Source organism: Paenibacillus ginsengarvi (genome assembly GCF_003626695.1).
Taxonomy (GTDB): domain Bacteria; phylum Bacillota; class Bacilli; order Paenibacillales; family NBRC-103111; genus Paenibacillus_AB; species Paenibacillus_AB ginsengarvi.
The window spans coordinates 602,012-621,978 of sequence record NZ_RBAH01000001.1; the positions used below are offsets into that span (position 1 = coordinate 602,012).

Genomic DNA, 19,967 nt, shown 5'->3' on the forward strand with positions numbered 1-19,967 from the left:
TTCCGGACGATACGTCGATCAGCCCTTGGTTTCGTGATCTTGCTGATACGCGACAATAATTTTTTGCACGAGTGAATGCCGGACGACATCCTGTTCGGCGAAATGAATGATGCCGATTTCGGGAATGGAGCCGACGATGCGCTCCGCTTCAACAAGGCCCGAACGCGTTCCTCTCGGCAAATCGATTTGCGTTTTATCCCCGGTAATGACCATTTTGGAACCGAAGCCAAGTCTGGTCAAAAACATTTTCATTTGCTCCGGCGTCGTATTTTGCGCTTCGTCCAAAATAATAAACGAATCGTCGAGCGTCCGGCCCCGCATATAAGCGAGCGGAGCGATCTCGATCAGCCCGCGCTCCAGCGATTTGGCTACCTGCTCAGGCCCCAGCACATCGTTAAGTGCATCATACAACGGACGCAAATAGGGGTCAACTTTTTCTTGGAGATCCCCCGGCAGGAATCCAAGGCTCTCGCCCGCTTCCACCGCTGGCCGCGTCAGCACGATCCGCTTGACGCGCGCTTCCTTGAGCGCGACTACCGCCAGCACGACGGCGAGGTACGTTTTGCCCGTACCTGCGGGGCCGATTCCGAATACGATATCCTTCTTCTGGATCGTCGATACGTAATGCCGCTGTCCGATCGTTTTGACGCGAATCGGCTTGCCCCGGTATGTGGAGGCGATTTCTCCCTTGAACAAGTCCAGCAGCTGGTCAGCCTTCATTTCCTTCGCCAGCTCGATTGCGTATAAAATATCGCGTTCCGTCAGCGTATACTGCCCCCGGACAAGCTGAAGCAGCACGTCGAACAGCTGCTCAAGCCACTTTAGCTCCGCAGGCGGCCCCTGAATGGCGAGCTCCGCCTCGCGGGTGTTCATTTTCGCTTCGGTGGCGTTTTCGATCAGATGCATAAATTTGTCTTGCGGTCCGAACAGGGCCAGTCCCTCCGCCACGCTGTTCAAACTGATTTTCAGCAGGTTCGTTTCCTTCAAAAAAGCCTCAGTCCCTTTGCCCCGAAGTAAATCGGCACGGATCGATTGCCAGGCTTTACGGAACAATCGGCTGTTCCATGGCGATCGGCTGCTCGATTTCAAAAAGCACTTTCATATAAACTTTACCATTGTCCGACTTTTCATGCAAAATAATCTTTTCGCTGCGCCATTTCGCTTCGGGTCCGGCGGCCGCCACAAGCTCCGCCCTCGCCTGCTCCAGCGCGATTTTTTTCGCATCCTCGGGGTCCAGCGGAATTTCCTCGATCCGCGATTCGAGCAACTTTTCGTTCAACATTCCGATTGGAAGCGACCATTTGCGCCATTGCAGCGTCCGCAGCAGCGGAATCGTTTCGAACTGGGCGAAGGAAGGCTCGCCGAAGCCGCTCACCTGCAATGCTTTATTGCCGATCACGACATAAGAGCGTTTCTTCGTTTCCCCTGTGTATACCTTTCTCGTCAGCGTCAGCGGGATTTCCACATTCGCTTCCTCCCATACGATTCCTCGCACCGTCCCCTGAGCTACGACTGTTTGCCGGTTCACGTCGTCGCCGACATATCCCGAGATGAGGATGTCGCCTTTGTTCACGTTGCTGTTCACCTTGACGAGCGGCTTCCCTCTTTCGGCCAAAATTTGCGTAACGAGCGCGTTTTTCGAAGCGACGAGATGACGCGGACTCATTAGCGGCCTGTCCTCCGGGCGGGCCGACTCCACAACCTTGATGCGGATGCGCGTTCCTTGCACATCGACGCCGACCCAGGCCGTTCCCGGCAGCTTGTTCAGCAGCTCCCGCGACAGCTTGTCCGAATCGGGAAGCCGAAACTTCCATTGGAAACGGTAAATGCCCTGCTCTTTGGCTGCCTGCACGATATCGCTTCTTGCGATTTTCTCGTTGCCTTCTACGTCGATTCGCCATACAAGCATAGACAACACGAAGATCGCCACAAAGAAGCAGACGATGCCGATCAGAAACGCTTTGCGCCGCCCCAGCCTGTCCAGCATGAACGGAAAGCCGAAACGCCCGCGAATGCGCAGCTTGGTTGCCGTTTGCTTGAGAAAAGGACGCAGCCTGAAAAAATCCCGGATCAAAATATGCAGTTCTACCGCTTCGCCGCCGATTCGGCGTATATCCCATATAGCAAACCGTTGCTCGATCAAACGGTTCAGCAGCCTCTCCAATTGGCCGCCGCGCAGCTCGATGCGGACGTAGCCGCGCAGCCGGTTGAATAGCGTCGATTTCACCGCGAACCCCTCCTACTTCGATCAGTCCGAGTAACGGATATCCGATATAATTCCTTCGATAAATACTTCCTCCGGCAAAATGGCGCGGATGACGAGCTCCTTGCCGATAATCTCAAGCTTTCCTTGCGAAAGTCCGAGCTTCAGCGTATCGCTTGAGAAATGGAGCACGCCGCGATGGTTCTCGATATAAAGCTGGCGGTTGCCGATCATCGTGAATCGCGGAAGATCGAGCACGACATCCTGGGGGAGATCGAGAAGTTTGGCCGTTAATTTGCTCAAGCGCCGGTTCCATTGCCGCATGTATCGCGATCCTCCTTGCCATATAACCGTAGCTTTTACCACCATATGCGGCTTCGGGCAAAAAAAGACCCGCCTGGGGCGGGATTGCCCGAGGCGGGAGCTGACTTTGTTTTATTTCGGTTTGAACTGCAGGATGACGTCGTCGTCCTGTTTCGGAGTGCCGCGGCCGTCCCGGTTATTCGTGAGCACGTATAACGAACCGTCCGGCCCTTCGGCCACGTGGCGAATCCGGCCGAATTCGCCTTTCCACAGCGCTTCCATCGCGTCTATCCGGACGTCTGCTCCGCCTGTGAGCGTCAGCTTCAGCACCTGAGTCCCGCGCAAACCGGCGACCAGCAGCTTTCCCTTCCACGGCCCCTGCGTCACGAACGTCATGCCGGAGGGTGCCCATGTCGTCTCGCCCGAATGGAGAAGCGGTTTCCGCAGCACGATCCCGGCGGGTTGCGGCTGCTTCGCCTCGGTCAGATCGCCTTCAATCAGCGGCCAGCCATAATTGCCGCCCTTCTCGATTACATTGATCTCGTCCTTGGCCGTTTGGCCGTGCTCGGAACTGAACAGCTTGCCGGTGCCGGGCTGCCACGCCAGCCCTTGCGGGTTCCGGTGCCCCATGCTGTACACCGGCGACCGGGGATCGGGATTGTCCGCCGGGATCGAGCCGTCGGAGCGGATACGCAATATTTTGCCGGCCATACTATCCTTGCTTTGCGACAGCTCCCGCTGCTGGGCATCGCCGACCGTCACATACAGATTACCGTCGGGGCCAAAGCGGATTCGCCCGCCATCGTGCGTTTGCTGGCCTGGAAGCTCGGAGAGCAGCACGCGATCCAGCTCGGCCTTGTTGCCTTTGACGCTTAGCCGCAGCAGACGGTTTTTCATAGCCCCGTCGGACTCGTAGGTATGGTACGTATACAAGTAGCCGTTCTCGGCAAATAAAGGGTCAAGCGCCAGTCCGAGCAAGCCGCTTTCTCCCTTGCTCACAAAGGGAGGGGCGAGCGTAAACATCGGATCGGGCAGCAGCTTCCCGCCCGCAATAACGCGAATCGTCCCCGGCCTTTCCGTGAACAGCAGCCTTCCGTCCGGAGCAAAGGCCAAATCCCACGGCACGTTCAGCTTCTCCGCCACCACTTCGGCCGGCTTGTACGGGAACGCTTCCGTTTGCCCGGAGCTGCCGCTTACCGGCGTATTCGGGGCCTGCGCCTCAGGCGGCTTGTTCGCTTCGCAAGCGGTGAGAAAAAAAAGCAGCGCCGCTATCGCGATGCTGCCGGATATTTGTCGCAGTCGTATCATCTAGGCTCGTCCTCTCTACCGGTTTCTCGGTCTGTAAGGTTTCTTCGAGCGGGGCGGACCGATTAATTCCGCCCAGATCATTCCGCGTACCGCGTCCTCCCGTCTCAGCTCCAGCTCCGCCCGTTCCCCGGAACCATGTCCCGTTTCCGGTTCATGCGCGGCTGCTGCGGAAGGCTTGAGCGGTTCAGCGGGATGCAACCTGTCATCGACGGCAGGAGACGGAGCAGCTTGTCCCACTGTGATTCTCGGCTGTTCTCGCTCCCTTGCGGTCCGACTTTCGCGTTCCTTATCGCCGGCAGCGAGCTGCCGGCCATCTCTTGATGGACCGGGACCGCCGCCGAACGGTGGCATCATCGGGTTCACTTTTTTCCCGCCCTCGCCAGACTCTCCCTGCCGCCGCTGCATCTCCCGGGTCCTTTTGGCCAGTAAGGATATCAGAATGCCGCCGACCACTACGATAAACCCCATATTTTTCAACAAAAAATCGATAAAATCCTTCATACGCTCTTCACCTCCCGGTTCCACATGACTGACGGGCTACTTAAATGGAGTCCTTGTCGTTTTTGTCCGTATGCCCCATTTTACCGAACGAGGAGCGCATCTCGGTGTCGGCATCGATATTTTTCATATTCATATAATCCATGACGCCGAGCTTGCCTTCCCGCAGCGCCTCGGACATCGCAAGCGGCACCTGCGACTCGGATTCCACGACCCGAGCCCGCATCTCGACGACACGCGCCTTCATTTCCTGCTCCTGCGCTACCGCCATAGCCCGGCGTTCCTCCGCCTTCGCCTGGGCGATCCGTTTATCCGCTTCGGCTTGCTCGGTTTGCAGATGGGCGCCGATATTTTTGCCGATGTCGACGTCGGCGATATCGATCGACAAAATTTGAAACGCCGTGCCGGCGTCGAGCCCTTTGCCGAGTACGGTGCGCGAGATCATATCCGGATTTTCCAAAACCTGCTTATGCGTGTCGCTTGAGCCAACGGACGTAACGATGCCTTCGCCGATCCGGGCGATGACCGTTTCTTCGCCTGCCCCGCCGACCAGACGATCGATATCGGCTCGCACGGTCACCCTGGCTCGCACTTTCACTTCGATGCCGTCCTTCGCCACCGCCGAAACCATCGGCGTTTCGATTACTTTCGGATTAACGCTCATCTGCACCGCTTGCAGCACGTCTCTGCCGGCCAGATCGATGGCAGCCGCCCTTTCGAACGGAAGCGGGATTTGCGCCCGCTGTGCGGCTATCAGTGCGTTTACGACGCGGTCCACATTGCCGCCCGCCAAGTAATGGCTCTCTAACTGGTTCACCGTGATCGGCAAACCGGCTTTATGCGCCTTGATCATCGGATTGACGATACGGCTTGGGATGACACGGCGCAGCCGCATCGCGACCAGGGTGAAAATACCGACGCGTACGCCGGAGGCGAGTGCGGATATCCACAGCATGATCGGAACGAAACTGAAGAAAAGCGATAACACGATTACAGCAAGCGCCACGATCAGCAATACGAAAATGATGGAATACTCCTCCATCCACATCCAACTCCTTATACTTGTTTGACGACTACGCGGCCGCCTTCAATCTTGATCACCATGACGGAACGATTCGCTTCGATGTATTCGCCTTCGGTGACGACATCCACTTTCTCTCCCTCGATATCGACGATACCGGCTGGACGCAGCGGCGTGACGGCGACACCGAGTGCGCCGAACAGATGATGTTTCGATTCGAACGATACGTATCCTTGGTCAGCGCTCAACTCATCCCGCAAAATGAATTTGTTCCATACGCCATAACGTTTGAACACGACCGCGACAATCGTCACGGTTATGGCTGCCAGAACGGTGGCGATGCCCAGCGACAGCAGCGCATTTTTCGTATCAAACGCCGCCAGCACGACTCCGGCCATAATGGCCGCAATTCCAAGTATGCCCATAATCCCGAAGCTCGGCACGAAAATTTCGAGAACAAGCAGCACGATGCCCGCAATAAACAGTATTACATGCTCGATTCCGGCAAAACCGGCCACATAATGGCCGAAAAAATATAACGCAAATGCCAGAGCGCCTACGACTCCCGGCAACGTGAAGCCGGGCAGCAGCAGTTCGATGGCTATCCCAACCAAGCCGATTAGCAGCAGCACAGTCATCACCACTGGATTTACGAGCCATCTCGCCAAATTCTCGGCAAATGAGGGCTCGAACGAGATCTTCTGAGCGCCGCTTAATCCCATCCAGGAAAGCGTCTCGTCCAGGCTGCCGGCCATATAATCCGCATACCCAACCTTAAGCGCTTCCTCCGCCGTAAGCGAAACGATCGTTCCGTTTCCGCCTTTTTTACCGATCTGCGGCATGTCCACGTTTACCTGTTTGTTCACCATGCCCTCGGCAATGTCCGGATTCCTACCGCGCAGCTCCGCAGCCGACCTCATCTCGCTCGACCAGCGGGAGATGATTTTCGCCGAATCGATTTCCTTTCCGCTCTGATGGATAACCGCCGCCGAACCGATCGTGCCGCCCGGCTCCATCACGATCTTATTCGCATTTAAGGCGATGTAACTGCCCGCCGATACGGCCCGCCCGTGAACAAACGCCGTCGTTGGCACGACGCTGCCGCGAATCAGCTTCCCGATCCGATCCGCCGAGTCGAGTCTGCCCCCAAGCGTGTCGATATCGAGCACGATCGCGGCCGCACCTGAGCTCGCCGCTTCTGCAAACGCTCTCTCCAAAAAGCTGTACAAGCCGCTCTCTACCGTCTGGTGCACGGGAATAACATAAACGAGCTTCCCGGAGACCGCTGCGCCTTGCGTCTGCTGTCCGGACGAAGAAGCGGCCTGTACGCCGATTCCGAGCATCACCCCGCAAGCGAGCACGAGTGCGATAAGTCCCCAGACGAGCACGGACCTCCTTTTAGACGAGGTAACTACGTTTCGCATGGCTCCTCCTTTTGGCAATATAGTCGTTATTGATCTTCTTATTGTTCTACGCAGAAAAGGGAATCATGTTTCAGCAAACAAAAAAACACTCCGAAAAGGAGTGTTGTTTTTGCGGTGAAATGACGAAATCGGGCTTGCTCGTCCGATTTCTCAAGAAAGAAGCTTCTGCACGAGCTGGTTGACCAGCTTGCCGTCGGCACGACCTTTTACCTTCGGCATCAACGCGCCCATCAATTTGCCTATGTCCGCTTTGGAAGATGCACCGGTTTCTTGGATGGTCTGCTGTACGATAGCATGAATTTCTTCCTCAGTAAACTGCTGCGGCATATATACGGCAATGACTTCTATTTCTTCCTTGACGGTTTCGGCGAGATCGTCCCGACCCGCTTTTTCAAATTCTTGGAGGGAGTCTTTGCGTTGTTTGATTTCGCGATTCAGAATATCGAGAACCTCTTCGTCGCTCAATGTCTTCTTTTGATCTATCTCAACGTTTTTAATCGCCGATCGAATCATTCGGATGACGGAGAGTCTGAATTTGTCTTGATTCTTCATCGCTTGCTTCATATCTTCATTCAAGCGTTCGCTTAGGCTCATGAAAGCAAAATCCTCCTAGAACTTTCTCTTCCGAGCAGCCTCCGACTTTTTCTTACGCTTGACGCTAGGCTTCTCATAGTGTTTGCGCTTCTTCACCTCAGCCAAGACGCCGTCTTTGGCAATGGAACGTTTAAAACGACGAAGTGCAGCATCGATTGTTTCATTTTTGCGAACTCGAGTTTCGGACACTAGTTTTCCCTCCCTCCGAACAGACCGTCCAAGACGAAAACACGGTTTATCAAACTACATTATAAGTGATACGGAAACGTAGTGTCAACCTGCCTGCGAAATGACCTTTTTGACAAAGGCCGTTCGGGTTAATTTTTAACGTTTAACCCGCCTAATTTGTCGCCGCCGAGCACGTGGACGTGGATATGATATACGACTTGGCCGCCGTCGGCTCCTACGTTGTTGATCAGGCGGTAGCCGCTATCCGCGATGCCAAGCTCCCTCGCGACCTGTTTGGCCGTCAGCAGCAGCTCTCCGAGCACCTCTTGGTCCTCTTCCTCCGCCTCGTTCATCGAAGCGATATGCTTCTTCGGGATGACGAGCGCGTGAACGGGAGCAGCCGGCTGAATATCGTGGAAGGCGAGTACACGATCGTTCTCGAACACTTTGCGGGAAGGAATTTCTCCCTTGACGATTTTACAAAAAATGCAATCCACTCGCTCTCCCCTGCTTTCGCTTAAAATAAGCGGATGACGATCTGGGACAAAAACTCCATCTCCAGCCGCTCCGTCATGAAGTTGACGATATGCTTTTGCTGCTCTTCGGCCGTTGCCGAGTCATCGGGCGTTTGCTGGAGCTTCTCCTCTGAGGCGATTAGCTGGTCTCGAAGCCATACAAGCTCCTCCTGCTGCTCCGCAACCGTCTTTACGATCCGGTCGACATCATCGGTTTCCAGCACGAACTCGGCCAAAAAGTTGTAGCTTCCGGTAAAAGCCGCTTCATCTGCGTAAAACGCCTCTTCCGGGTATTTCGTAACCACATACTGCCGCAGCGCAAGACCGATAAAATGCGCCGTCACATCCGGCTTGCAGTTCAGCTTCAAGTAACGTAAAAAACCTTGCGGGGAATTGTTTTCCGGATTGCTGAGATCGGGCTCCCCCCCGTACATCTCCTGATAAATCCAGCTCAGTATTTTGACTTCCGTCCCAATATAAATGCGATGCACGATCAGCTCGTGGTAATCTTCCTTCAGTTCCTCGCTCTGCTCGATCGAATCGGAGTAATGTACGAGCTGCTTGTACAGCAGGTTTTTGTAATTTAACATGTCGTGAAATTCTTTTTCGGTGTTGATTTGGGATAGAACGGAAAAAAGACTATTTTTCAAAATAACAATATTATTAAAATCAGTAAAAACAGGATTATTTATTAGATGTTCATCATTCTCCATAAAGTAGTCCACTATACCATTAGTGTCGTAAGGATTTGTATACGTAATGTTAGCCATTGAAGTCGGAGACTCCCTCCAAAATGTATTGATTGCTAACATCCATCATACCAGAAATAAGCCCGTTCGCCAAAAAGCTTAGCGAAGGACGGTCAACTCCTTGCTTACCGCAGCGTTTACCGATTCGCAGCCGTTCTCCGTAACGATAACGATATCTTCGATCCGCACTCCGAATTTGCCGGGCAAATAAACGCCGGGCTCGATGCTGAACACCATCCCGGGTACGATAAGTTCATCGTTATCGGCCTGAACGGCCGGCTCCTCGTGAACGTCAATGCCGAGCCCGTGACCGGTCCGGTGAACAAAGTAAGCTCCGTATCCGCCCGCCTCGATAACGGAACGGGCAGCCCGGTCCACATCCGCTAGCGTCGCCCCTGGACGCACCGCACGTATGCCTGCTAGATGCGCTTCCTTCACAAGCTCGTAGACGGCGCGCTGCTCCTCGGAAGGTTCCCCGACGCAAAACGTTCGGGTCATATCCGAGCAATACCTGTCAAGCACGCCGCCCGTATCGATAATAATCAAATCCCCTTCGCGGACGACGGAATCTCCCGGCGTATGGTGCGGGTTCGCGCCGTTCGCTCCCGTCGCGACGGTCGGGTCGAACGACAAATCGCGAATGCCTTCCCGCTTCCACAACTCCAGCAGCTCATCCAGCAGCTCCGATTCGCTGCGGCCCGCACGAATACGAGGGGCAAACGCGCTCATGACGCGGTTTAACGTTTCCGCCGATCGCCGGATCAGCTCCAGCTCGCGTTCGTCCTTCACTTGACGAAGCGTTCCGAGCAAGGGAGCCCCGTCGCTCCAGCGCACATTAGGCCGATGCTTCATAAGCCCGAGCAGATGACGGCTGGACCACGCCCCATCCACGGCGACGTTCGTGCACGATTCTAACCGGGCTGCAAGCAGTTTCGAAGCATCTTCTCCGTCACGCCAAAAAACGGTGTCGAAGCCGACATCCGCCAGCTCGCCACGGTGCAGATCCGGCGCAAGGAGACATGTCTCCCCGCTGCTGCGCACCACCAGTGCCAGCAGTCTCTCATGAGCTTCGATCCAGACGCCGGTAAAGTAAAATAGATTGGCTGCGGACGCAACGACAATCGCATCGTTCCCGGTGCTCCCGAGCAAGCTTTGCAGTTTACTGAGCCGCTGCTTATAAAAGTTCTCGTTCATTTCTTTCGCTCCTCCCCTAGATCATCGTCCTGCTTCGAGTATTCGGTGCCGTCGCCCGAATCTCCTCTATATCACCACCGATTCAGATGTGGAACTGTTGTCTCCCTTTCGAGCGATCCATATGGTCCAGCGGTCCGCTTCTACGATGTCGCTGTGCGGCAGCTTCTGCTGCAGGTGGAGCACTAGAGCCTCAAGCTCGTCGTCCGTCAGTTCATGCAAAATCGAGCGGCCGAGCCGGCTTGTCAAGTCGTCCGCGAGCTCGCGAAACGAAGCGTACCGCCTTCTCGTCTCCCACCATTTTTGTTCTCCAACGGACCCGAATCCGGCTTCGTTCATAGCGCTAATAACCGTTTCGGAACGATGCCGCCGCGATGTCTCGATAGCGGCCAGTCGCGGATACAGTTCGAAGAAAGCGCCGCGAATCGGAGCCTCGCCGGCAGGCAGCAAGCAATCGTCCGGCGTACGGTCCTGGACGAACAGCAGTCCGCCCGGCCGGAGAACTCTCCAGGCTTCGGCAAAGCACCCTTGCAGATCGTTCAGATGATGAATAAGCGCCCGTTCGACGACCATGTCGAACGATTCGTCCGGCAGCGGCACAGCCCGGGCGTCGCCTTGCATAAACCGGACTTGCTCCAGCCCGGCGCAATTATCTGCAGCCGACGTCAGCAGCGAAGCGGAAAAATCGACGCCGACTACTTCCGCAGCTCCCATCTCCGCGATTTTTTTCGAGTAGATGCCTCCGCCGCATCCGATATCAGCTACCATTTTGCCTTGAACCGGCACCAGACGGTTTACAAGCTCGCCCCAGCTTTCATCGGCGTTCCGGGACGAATAGGAGTAACGGTTACGAGAGTCGTGAAAATCGATGGGCATTTATAGCACTCTCCCTAACAATTGTTTCATCTAACGAAACTTAATTTCATATAACGAACCACATACTCAGTATACATCATCCTTGATGAAATGTAACTGCTGCAAACACCGAATAACGCAAAAAAACGCACAAAGCCTCACCCTCCGCAGCGAAGCGGAAGATGATGCCATGTGACAGCGATTCGATAAAGTTCAGTTTTTTTGCGGCGGTTCCGTGCTGCCCAGGTCCGGCTCAGCCTTAAACTCGACCTCTCCCGATTCGGTTCCGTGCAGCTCGAATACGACGATTTCGTTTGCCCCGGGACGAAGCAGCGGAGCGGGAACGTACAAGCTTTTCTGCGGTCCGCGGTTCCAATAACGACCCAGATTGAAGCCGTTCACCCACACGACGCCCTTCGTCCATCCTTCCAGGTATAGGAACGTATCCGCAGCCTGTTCCGCGTGAAGGGCGCCCTTGTAAAAGACCGGCGTTTCGCCATCCTCGCTTCCGGTAAAGTCGAGGCGTCCGAGTTCGTCAAGCGGCAGCGTACGAATCGTCCAGTCAAACAAAAACTGGTAGCCGAAGCGAACACCCTCCGTAATCCCTTTGGCATCCTTCAAATAAGCGCCGTAATTGATCCGGCCCATATTTTCCACCAAAATTTGCAGCTTCACGCCTTCCTTCGGTACCTCGAAGCTTACCTTCGCTTGCGGATTCCACCGCTCGATCACGCCCATATAACGGCCGTCCACGAATATAAGCGCACGGTCGCGAACGTCCTGCAAATGAAGCTCGTGAGCCGGGCGCGGCCCCGATATACGGGTTTCGTACAAAATAAAGCCGTCATTCTGCCCAAGCTTCTCCATCGGCACCGGATAAACGGAATCCACCGGCTCCGACAAGGCGTTCAGGTTGGCGAACAATCCGGCTTTCGCCGCCATCTGGACACGTCCGTATGCCAGCTTTGCAGACGGCTCGGGGAGCTTAAGCTCGGGCACATCCGTATAACGGGCCAACACCTCGCGCACCGCATAATACTTGTCTGTCGGATCTCCCGCTTCCGATAGCAGCACATCGTAATCGTAGCTCGTAATGGTCGGCTGATAGACGTCCGGAGACGGGCAGTTCGCTCCGCTGAAGAAACCGAAATTCGTTCCTCCGTGGAACATGTAGAAATTGACGGAGCCGTTTTCCTTGAGCATCTCTTCAAGTACAGCAGCCACATCGCCGCCATTCCGCGTATGGTGATGCTCGCCCCAATGATCGAACCAGCCGTTCCAAAATTCCATGCACATGACCGGGCCGTCCGGCTGATAGTCCCTTAGCTTCGCAAACGCTTCGCCGGGCCGCGAGCCGAAATTAACCGTCGCAAGCACGCCGGGCACCGTTCCGCCCTGCAGCATCGCGTCAGTAGGTCCGTCTGAGGTGAACAGCAGCACATCGATGCCGCGAGTTATCATACTTTGCCGTAAATAGTCCAAATACTTCGTATCGTTGCCGTAGCTGCCGTATTCGTTCTCGATCTGAACCGCGATGATCGGACCCCCGTTTGTCGACAGCAGCGGCTTCAGCTTCGGCATCAACACATCGTAATAAGCGTCTACCCGGTCCAGAAAAGGCTTATGGAAGCAGCGCAGCCGCATGTCGGAGTCGGCCAGCAACCATGCCGGCAAACCGCCGAACTCCCATTCCGCGCAAATGTACGGGCTCGGCCTGACGATGACATACAGCCCGAGCTCTCCGGCGGTCCGGATAAACCGCTCGATATCGGCGATTCCCTGGAAATTGAAGACACCCGGCTTCGGCTCGTGCAGGTTCCAAGCCACATACGTTTCCACCGTATTGAAACCGCAAGCTTTCAGCTTGATCAGACGATCCCGCCAATATTCCGGCACCGTTCGGAAATAATGAATCGCGCCGGCTAAAATCTGCAGCGGTTTACCTTCATATAGAAATTGTCCGTTTAACGTTTCAAGAAGCGCCATGTTTTCGTCCCGACCTTTCGCATTCGAAAATGTTCTCTCTTGTTATAATAGTCGCCCGTCCCGTTTGGCACCATGTGCATTTCGTCCGTTTTTTTGACCATTTGTGCAATCACTGCTCGCAGTCCTATAATACAGACATAGCATACTGCGAACGGCGGTGAACAGGCTGTATGGACATGGAGCTGTATTTCCCGAACATGACAAGCACCCTGCAAATTTCGGGCTGCGGATTCGGCGTCAAGCCGCCGGGCTGGTCGTACCCGAACCATCATCATCATCTATTCGAGCTGTTATACTGCTTCGGCGGCGAAGCGGTCCATTACACGAACGGAATGGCGACTCCGTTGCGCGAGGGAGATTGGATCTGGATCAAATCCGGAGTAAAACATCGAATGGAAAACGCGTCCGACGCGCCCTATTCGTTTTTCAACGTCCACTTCGATATCGACGACCCGGAGCTGAGAAAAACGTTAAGCGCGAGAGACTACGGTCTACTGACCGGGTCTGAGGCGAAGCGGACCAAGCTGCCGGGTTATATGGAGCGGATCGAGCAGTTGATGAGCGACGGCATGACGAAGGAGCCGCAGCAGCATTCCGGCAAGCTGCCCCCGCTTCGGCTCGGACCCGCAACGAAAATCGAGCTGCAGGCTTGCATATTGCTCCTCATTCATCAAATAACCGGCTATGTCGCGGAGCGCGAGCCTCTCCCGGCGCAGCATATGCAGCCAGTGTCAGCGGCTTCGGCGCTGGAGACGGATATCGCCCATGCGGTCGAGGAACGCTTGCAGCAAATGGCACTCGCCCCGGCAGAGCAAACGATCACGCAAATCGCCGATCAGCTTCATATCAGCCGCAGCCAGTGCACGAAAACATTTACGAAAGTATACGGCGTTTCGCCCCGCCGCTACGTCAGCCGACTGATCGAAAACCGGGCCAAACTTTTGCTCGTAACGACCAGCATGTCCGTCGAAGATATATCGCTCGAACTCGGCTTTCGGTCGCTAAGCCATTTCTCCCGGCAATTTCGACGCTGGACAGGTGTCTCGCCGATGCAGTACAGACCGAAACGCGAATAAGCGGTGGCAGCCGAATCGGGCGGCGTTTCCCGCGTTTTTCGACAAAATTTGACGATTTCATAGAACATTATATGAAAATAATGTATACTGTTTTGGAGATACGTACATAACGCGATCGCCAATTCCGCCTTTATTTGGCGCAGTCGGATTCCATATTTTGCGAGAGGTGCTGGCCAAATCGCATGAACCAAAAAAACGCAAAAGTATTTGCTCTCGGGCATTTTATTTTTCCTGCGGTATTGTTTGTAATGTTTGTCAGCCAGAAGCAGTTCATTTTGCTCGTTCTTGCCCTGATGTCCATTTTGTTCACCATGTTTTTAGTGCAGCGGGCTTATATGGTCGGCGATTTGAGCCAATTGCTTAGAATGCCGAATCTGGCTTTCATCGTGTTCATCGACATGGCCATCGTGACACTGGTGTACGTTCTTCCTGAATGGCATACCGGCGTCAGTCCTACATGGCTGCTCTTATTCCTGCTCCCGCTCTATGCCTCCGAGCTGGGCATCCGAACAACTCTCGTCATATGCGCCTTCTCGGTAGGCGAGATCGCCTTGCTTGCCGTTGTCCAGGGGCAAAACTTCTTTTCGCTGAACACGATGATGAACGTGCTCGGCATCATCGTCATGATCATCATGGTAGGAAGCACCTCGGATAATCTGGTAAGGATGGCGTATTACGATACGCTTACGAAGCTGCCGAACCGGGAAATGTTCAAGGACCGGCTCACGTCCGCCGTGGCCAAGCGCAGCCGCAAAGGGCTGGCCGTCCTGTTTCTCGATCTCGATCAGTTTAAGCATGTAAACGATACGATGGGCCACGATACGGGGGATGCACTGCTCCGGACGGTCGCCGACCGGCTTCGCGCCAGCCTGGACAAAGATATCTTTCTCGCGCGCATGGGTGGCGACGAGTTTGCCATGCTCGTCCCGCAAGTATCCAATGTAGATCAGGTTAACCAGGTTTGCAGCGCCGTTTTTGAATGCTTGAGCGAATCGATCATGCTCGGCCCTCATGAAATATACGCCACGACAAGCATTGGCATCGCGTTATATCCGAAACACGGCACCACCTCGGAAGCGCTGATGAAAAACTCCGAAGGCGCGATGTACCGCGCGAAAAAGCAAGGCCGAAACAATTACCAGTACTACTTGCCGCCGGAGAAAACGGAAGCGCAAATGGAACGTTTCGCCATGGAAGCGATGCTGCGCAAGGCGCTGGAAAAGGATGAGCTGCTCGTCTATTACCAGCCGCGCATCCATACAAAGTCGGAGAAAGTCGTCTGCGTCGAAGCGCTGGTCCGCTGGCGCCATCCGAGCCTCGGCATTATTCCGCCGGGAGACTTCATTCCGCTGGCCGAAGAAATTGGGCTTATCGCCCAGCTCGGCGAGCAGGTGCTGCGCAAAGCTTGCAAGCAAATCAAGAAGTGGCAGGACGAAGGCATGAAGGGGCTGTCCGTCAGCGTCAACCTGTCGCCGCTTCAGTTCAAGGAGCAGCATCTGCCCGGCATTATTAGCCGCATCTTGCGCCAGTCCGGTATGAGACCGGAGTTTTTGGAGCTGGAAATTACGGAAAGCGCAGCGATGCAAAACGTCGGACGTAACATTCTGATGCTGCGGGAGCTGAAAGAGATGGGCGTGAAAATATCGATCGACGATTTCGGCACAGGGTATTCGTCCCTAAGCTATTTGAAAAAGTTCCCGATCGACTCGCTCAAGGTCGACCGTTCCTTTATTAGCGGCATCCACCAAGACCCCGACGATGCAGCTATCGTCAACGCCATTATCGTGCTCGCCAAAACGTTAAAGCTTCGCGTAACCGCCGAAGGCGTGGAAACGGAGCAGCAATATTTGTATTTGCAGCAGCACCATTGCGACGAAGCGCAAGGTTATTTGTTCGGCAAGCCGATGCCTCCGGAAACATTCGAGGAATGGTACATGCTGAACACGACCGAAAAAGATTTGATGCTTTCGCATGATTTTTAAGAAAAGCTTCTATCGAAGCCTTTCGATGAAGCTTTTATCGACAAAATCCCCGAGCCGGCAGCAGCCGATTCGGGGATTTTCGTTTACACGTTCGTTATATGGTTGCCGTCGAAGAAAAAGAGCACCTTTTCCTTAACCGGTCTGCGCCATATTTGTTCAATCGCTCTTGCGTAAATGCTGAGCTGGATGCCATATCGCCTTGTCAGCTCGGCAAGCCGGTCTCCATAGATGGCATCTGTTTTGTAGTCGAGCAGCACGAGCTCCCCGCTCTCCTCGAACAAACAGTCGATGATCCCCTGCACGAGCACACTCTCTCCCTGCACGGCCTCCCCGGCAGAGGCGTCGAAAATGACCTCCTCAGCTGGAAGAGCGAAGCTGAACGGCACTTCGCGGTGCACCCGCTTAGCCGCCAAAAGTCGCCTTCCGATCGGCTCCCGGAAGAAGGAAGCGATCATGGCGGCGCTAACCTCGTCCCGATGCTCGGCTTGAATCAGCTGTTTCGCTACCATCCGGTCCAGCGTAGAGCGTACGACTTCCTCGGTCACCTCTCCCTGCAGCGATATATGCTGCATAACCGCGTGATAGATCGAGCCGCGCTCGGCCGCCGTCATTCCACGTTTGCCAAGAAAGCTCGGCCTTCTTGCAAGATCAAACATCTGGGCGCGACCTCGGCCTTGTTCGCCGCTTTCTTCCGCCTTGCGGTCTGTTCGGGGCGTTCCAGCGCCCATATCCGGCCATTCGAGACCTGGCGACTCCTCCCCCCTGAACAAACGCTCTCCAAGCCGTTTCAGCTCGGAAACCGTAGTTTTGGAAAACATGCCGGATGCCTCCTCATGCGGATACGTCCAATCGAATCGCCGGCCAAGCTCCGCTTGCCGCTGTACATTCCCGCTGTCAACCGGTCTTAGCTGGGCTACCGCTTCCATCCGGTCATCGGCAAAGCGCACCTCGACGGTAGCGGCCGCCTGAGCAAAGCCGGCTGAAGGAACAACCCCCGCCTTCCATTGCGACTCGTCGTCCACTAAAGCAGGCGGTGTCCGATACGGCTGATCCGTATCTTCTCCGACTCTGAGGAGATACGCTTGCGGGTGACGAACTAGCGCAGGGCCAAGCCAGTCAAGATAGTTCCGAGACCGGGCCAGCTCGTGGGCAGGCAGATGCCAGCCGCTTTCCTCCAGCATCCGTCCCCATTTGAGCACGCTTTTCTCGAACGATTTGACCGTGCCGACAAGCACCAGCTTTTCTTTCGGCCGCGTAAGCGCCACGTACAGGACGCGCAGCTCCTCGGCGAGCATCTCCATCTTCATCCGTCTGCGGATCGCCAGCATCGGCAGCGAAGGGCAAGCGACGCGAAGCCGGGAATCCACGTATACCGGACCGAAGCCGAGCTCCTTGTGAAGCAGGAACGAATCGTTCAGATCGGTCTGATTGAACGTTTTGCCGAGACCGGCGACGAAGACGACCGGAAATTCGAGCCCTTTGCTTTTGTGAATCGACATGATGCGAACGACATCCTCCTGCTCGCCAAGAGCGCGCGCGGCGCCCAGATCGGCCCCGCTCTCGCGCATACGCTCGACGAAGCGCAGAAACCGGAACAAGCCGCGGAACGAGGTCGACTCATATTGTCGCGCCCGGTCGTACAGCGCACGCAGATTGGCCTGGCGCTGAAGCCCCCCCGGCATGCCGCCGACATAATCGTAATAGCCGGTTTGCCGGTAAATATGCCAGATCAGCTCGGAAAGCGAACCCATCTTCGCTTCGTCGCGCCAGCCCTCTAGTTGCTCACGGAAGCGGGTCAGCTTCGATCGCAGCTCGGGATTGACGGAAACACCGCCTGCCGCGCGATCAGCTTCCTCCTCGTTTTCCTCCAAACAGGCGATAACCGCCTCATAAAACGGCTTCTTCGTCCCGCGGATGCGGACAATGGCCAACTCCGCCGAAGAGAGGCCGAACATCGGGCAGCGAAGCACAGCGGCGATAGGGATGTCCTGATACGGATTGTCAATCACCTGCAGCAGCGAGTACATCGCTTCCACTTCCGTCGCCGTAAAATAGCCGTTGTTCAGATCAGCATAGGCGGGAATGCCCGCCGTTCGCAGCTCCTCCATAAAAACCGGCGCCCATCCGGAGGTGGCCCGCAGCAAAATAACGATATCCCGGAAAGCGACCGGCCTGACTCCGCCGGCGCTTCGGTCATACACCTGATAGGGCGCATGGCCGTCGATCAGTTGGCGAATTTGCGAAGCGATATACCGCGCTTCGAGCTGCGCCGTTTCCGCCTGCTGCTCCTCCTGCTCGAGATTAACGCCCGGTAAGCCCGCCGCCGCATCGGCAGCTCCATCCGCATCCTCCGTTTCGTTTTCGCTCGCGGAGGATTCGTCCTCCCCGCCAGCGCCGCCCCGGTCGATCAGCGCAAGCTGGATGGCATGATCGCTGGCGATTTCCGGGTAAGTGGCGCCGCAAACGAGCTTGGCCGCGTCGTCGTATTCCATCTCTCCAACGGGTTCGGTCATAATCTGCTTGAACACAAAGTTGACGCCGTCTACAATTTCCTGGCGGCTGCGGAAATTTCGCGCCAGATCGATTTTGCGGCCTCCGGTTGGCCGCTCCTCCTCCGCAGGCTCGAACCTCCGGTATTTGTCCATAAAGAGGCCGGGCTCGGCAAGGCGAAAACGATATATACTCTGCTTAACGTCCCCAACCATGAACCGGTTGCCGGGAGCCGGACGGGCGATCAGCGCGACGATCGCTTCCTGCACCGTATTCGTATCCTGATATTCATCCAGCAGGATTTCTACAAACTGCTCCCGGTATTGCTCGGCCGCGTCGGACGGAATCAGTGTACCCGGCAGCGAGTCCGGGTGGCGCAAAATATCGAGGCAATAATGCTCGAGGTCGGAAAAGTCGACGAGTCCTTTCGCCAGCTTCGCCTGCCGGTACCTTTCTCCGAACTGGATCACAATCTCCGCCAGCTTCAAAACGAGCGGCGCCGTTTCGGCCATTTCCGCGGCATACTGCTCCGGCGGACGCTCGAACAGCTCTTCCTTCATATCGTTGATCTGCTTTTTCGCCCGGTCGCGCAGCTGCTTGACTCTCTCCTGCAGCGACTTGTCCACATCTTTGCCGCGGCAGGCGTTCAACTTGCCGAACGCCGTTTGCGCAAACGCGTCGTACAGCTCGCCCCACGACCGGTCGGCGGCGGACGCTGCCAACTGGACTTGTGCCAGGTCGTCCTTCAAATTACTGTCGTACGGAGTCGGCCCCCCGGGCTGTTCGCACAGACGCAGCGCCTCCTCCAGCAAGCTTGCCGTCCCCTGCAGCTCCAGTCTGACATCGGCCATTAGCACCCGCTTCCATCGGTCGGTTTCGTCTTCTCCGTGCGAACCTTCCGGAGAGGAAGCCGAGGAAGCTTGCTCAAAAGCCAAGGCTGTACCCATCAGCCAATGATCCGGCCAAGGGTGGCTGCGCGAATAATCGTACAAACGCCCGATGAGCCGAAACAGGGCATCATCCCCCCGCTCGCCGCCATAAGCGTCGGCAAGCTGCCAGAACGGGCTGTCTTCCCCGCTCTGATCGTATTGCTCCTCGAGCAAATCGCACAGTATATCTTGCCGCATCAGCTCCGTCTCGATTTCGTTCGCGATACGGAACGACGGATCGAGCCGGATGCGCTGATGATGCCGCCGGATGACATCCAGACAAAACGAGTGCAGCGTCGTAATCGAAGCGCGGTGAATAAGCGCGATCTGCTTGCGCAAATGGTCAGACTCCGGCTGCTCGATCAGCCGCTTTTCCAGCGCATCGCGTATGCGTTCGCGCATCTCCCCGGCGGCGGCATTCGTGAAGGTAGCCACAAGTAGCCGATCCACGTCCACAGGATCGCGTTCATCCGATATGCGCCGAATAATGCGCTCCACAAGCACGGCCGTTTTGCCGGAGCCGGCCGCCGCCGCCACCAATATATCCGATCCGCGAAGACGGATCGCTTCCCACTGCTCGTCCGTCCAGGTACTTCCCGGCGGCTTGGGTGGTCTGTCCGGCAGCGTTTCCGCTCCATTCCGATCCCATTTCGTTGTCATCTCTTGTTTCCTCCC

17 protein-coding genes are annotated in these 19,967 nt (G+C 55.7%); 2 read left to right on the forward strand and 15 right to left on the reverse strand.

Features of this window, described 5'->3' with window-relative positions; translation table 11 throughout:
* Nucleotides 1-18: 18 nt before the first annotated feature.
* The 14 genes from D7M11_RS03115 to D7M11_RS03180 all read right to left on the reverse strand — a co-directional run bounded on the left by D7M11_RS03115 (nucleotide 19) and on the right by D7M11_RS03180 (nucleotide 12,815).
* Nucleotides 19-987: a PhoH family protein gene (locus D7M11_RS03115; protein WP_120745739.1), complete on the reverse strand. Its 969-nt coding sequence runs from the start codon at nucleotides 985-987 to the stop codon at nucleotides 19-21.
* A 55-nt stretch (nucleotides 988-1,042) separates the two neighbouring features.
* Nucleotides 1,043-2,227 (reverse strand): sporulation protein YqfD, encoded by a 1,185-nt coding sequence (yqfD, locus tag D7M11_RS03120; RefSeq protein ID WP_120745665.1) that lies wholly within the window; start codon nucleotides 2,225-2,227, stop codon nucleotides 1,043-1,045.
* Between the two features lie 21 nt (nucleotides 2,228-2,248).
* Complete coding sequence (gene yqfC, locus D7M11_RS03125; RefSeq protein WP_120745666.1) at nucleotides 2,249-2,527, reverse strand: sporulation protein YqfC; 279 nt, start codon at nucleotides 2,525-2,527, stop codon at nucleotides 2,249-2,251.
* A 111-nt stretch (nucleotides 2,528-2,638) separates the two neighbouring features.
* Nucleotides 2,639-3,814 (reverse strand): PQQ-dependent sugar dehydrogenase, encoded by a 1,176-nt coding sequence (locus D7M11_RS03130; protein ID WP_120745667.1) that lies wholly within the window; start codon nucleotides 3,812-3,814, stop codon nucleotides 2,639-2,641.
* Nucleotides 3,815-3,829: 15 nt separating this feature from the next.
* A complete protein-coding gene (locus tag D7M11_RS03135; RefSeq protein ID WP_120745668.1) occupies nucleotides 3,830-4,315 on the reverse strand; it encodes a hypothetical protein in 486 nt (161 codons plus the stop codon).
* 40 nt (nucleotides 4,316-4,355) lie between these two features.
* Nucleotides 4,356-5,354, reverse strand: a complete 999-nt coding sequence (floA, locus tag D7M11_RS03140) for a flotillin-like protein FloA (protein ID WP_120745669.1) — start codon at nucleotides 5,352-5,354, stop codon at nucleotides 4,356-4,358.
* A 14-nt stretch (nucleotides 5,355-5,368) separates the two neighbouring features.
* Nucleotides 5,369-6,757, reverse strand: coding sequence for an NfeD family protein (locus D7M11_RS03145; protein ID WP_120745670.1), 1,389 nt, complete (start codon nucleotides 6,755-6,757; stop codon nucleotides 5,369-5,371).
* A 150-nt stretch (nucleotides 6,758-6,907) separates the two neighbouring features.
* Complete coding sequence (locus D7M11_RS03150) at nucleotides 6,908-7,351, reverse strand: GatB/YqeY domain-containing protein (RefSeq protein ID WP_120745671.1); 444 nt, start codon at nucleotides 7,349-7,351, stop codon at nucleotides 6,908-6,910.
* Nucleotides 7,352-7,366: 15 nt separating this feature from the next.
* Nucleotides 7,367-7,540, reverse strand: a complete 174-nt coding sequence (rpsU, locus tag D7M11_RS03155; protein ID WP_010491812.1) for a 30S ribosomal protein S21 — start codon at nucleotides 7,538-7,540, stop codon at nucleotides 7,367-7,369.
* Between the two features lie 128 nt (nucleotides 7,541-7,668).
* Nucleotides 7,669-8,016 (reverse strand): histidine triad nucleotide-binding protein, encoded by a 348-nt coding sequence (locus tag D7M11_RS03160; RefSeq protein WP_120745672.1) that lies wholly within the window; start codon nucleotides 8,014-8,016, stop codon nucleotides 7,669-7,671.
* Nucleotides 8,017-8,036: 20 nt separating this feature from the next.
* Nucleotides 8,037-8,624: a hypothetical protein gene (locus D7M11_RS03165; RefSeq protein ID WP_147433383.1), complete on the reverse strand. Its 588-nt coding sequence runs from the start codon at nucleotides 8,622-8,624 to the stop codon at nucleotides 8,037-8,039.
* A 258-nt stretch (nucleotides 8,625-8,882) separates the two neighbouring features.
* Nucleotides 8,883-9,977 carry a M24 family metallopeptidase gene (locus D7M11_RS03170; RefSeq protein WP_120745674.1) on the reverse strand — a complete coding sequence of 365 codons (1,095 nt, stop codon included), beginning with the start codon at nucleotides 9,975-9,977 and terminating at the stop codon, nucleotides 8,883-8,885.
* A 66-nt stretch (nucleotides 9,978-10,043) separates the two neighbouring features.
* Nucleotides 10,044-10,850, reverse strand: a complete 807-nt coding sequence (locus D7M11_RS03175) for a class I SAM-dependent methyltransferase (protein ID WP_120745675.1) — start codon at nucleotides 10,848-10,850, stop codon at nucleotides 10,044-10,046.
* A gap of 192 nt (nucleotides 10,851-11,042) precedes the next feature.
* Entirely contained in the window at nucleotides 11,043-12,815 is a 1,773-nt protein-coding gene (locus D7M11_RS03180; RefSeq protein ID WP_120745676.1) for a glycoside hydrolase family 35 protein, read from the reverse strand.
* Between the two features lie 170 nt (nucleotides 12,816-12,985).
* On the opposite strand from D7M11_RS03180, the gene D7M11_RS03185 reads away from it, so the two are divergent.
* Both D7M11_RS03185 and D7M11_RS03190 read left to right on the forward strand, forming a co-directional pair.
* On the forward strand, nucleotides 12,986-13,891 hold the full coding sequence (locus D7M11_RS03185) for an AraC family transcriptional regulator (RefSeq protein ID WP_120745677.1): 906 nt from the start codon (nucleotides 12,986-12,988) through the stop codon (nucleotides 13,889-13,891).
* Nucleotides 13,892-14,073: 182 nt separating this feature from the next.
* Nucleotides 14,074-15,873, forward strand: a complete 1,800-nt coding sequence (locus tag D7M11_RS03190; RefSeq protein WP_120745678.1) for a putative bifunctional diguanylate cyclase/phosphodiesterase — start codon at nucleotides 14,074-14,076, stop codon at nucleotides 15,871-15,873.
* 83 nt (nucleotides 15,874-15,956) lie between these two features.
* Here D7M11_RS03190 and addA read toward each other — a convergent pair whose 3' ends face one another.
* Entirely contained in the window at nucleotides 15,957-19,952 is a 3,996-nt protein-coding gene (addA, locus tag D7M11_RS03195; RefSeq protein WP_120745679.1) for a helicase-exonuclease AddAB subunit AddA, read from the reverse strand.
* Nucleotides 19,953-19,967: the final 15 nt, after the last annotated feature.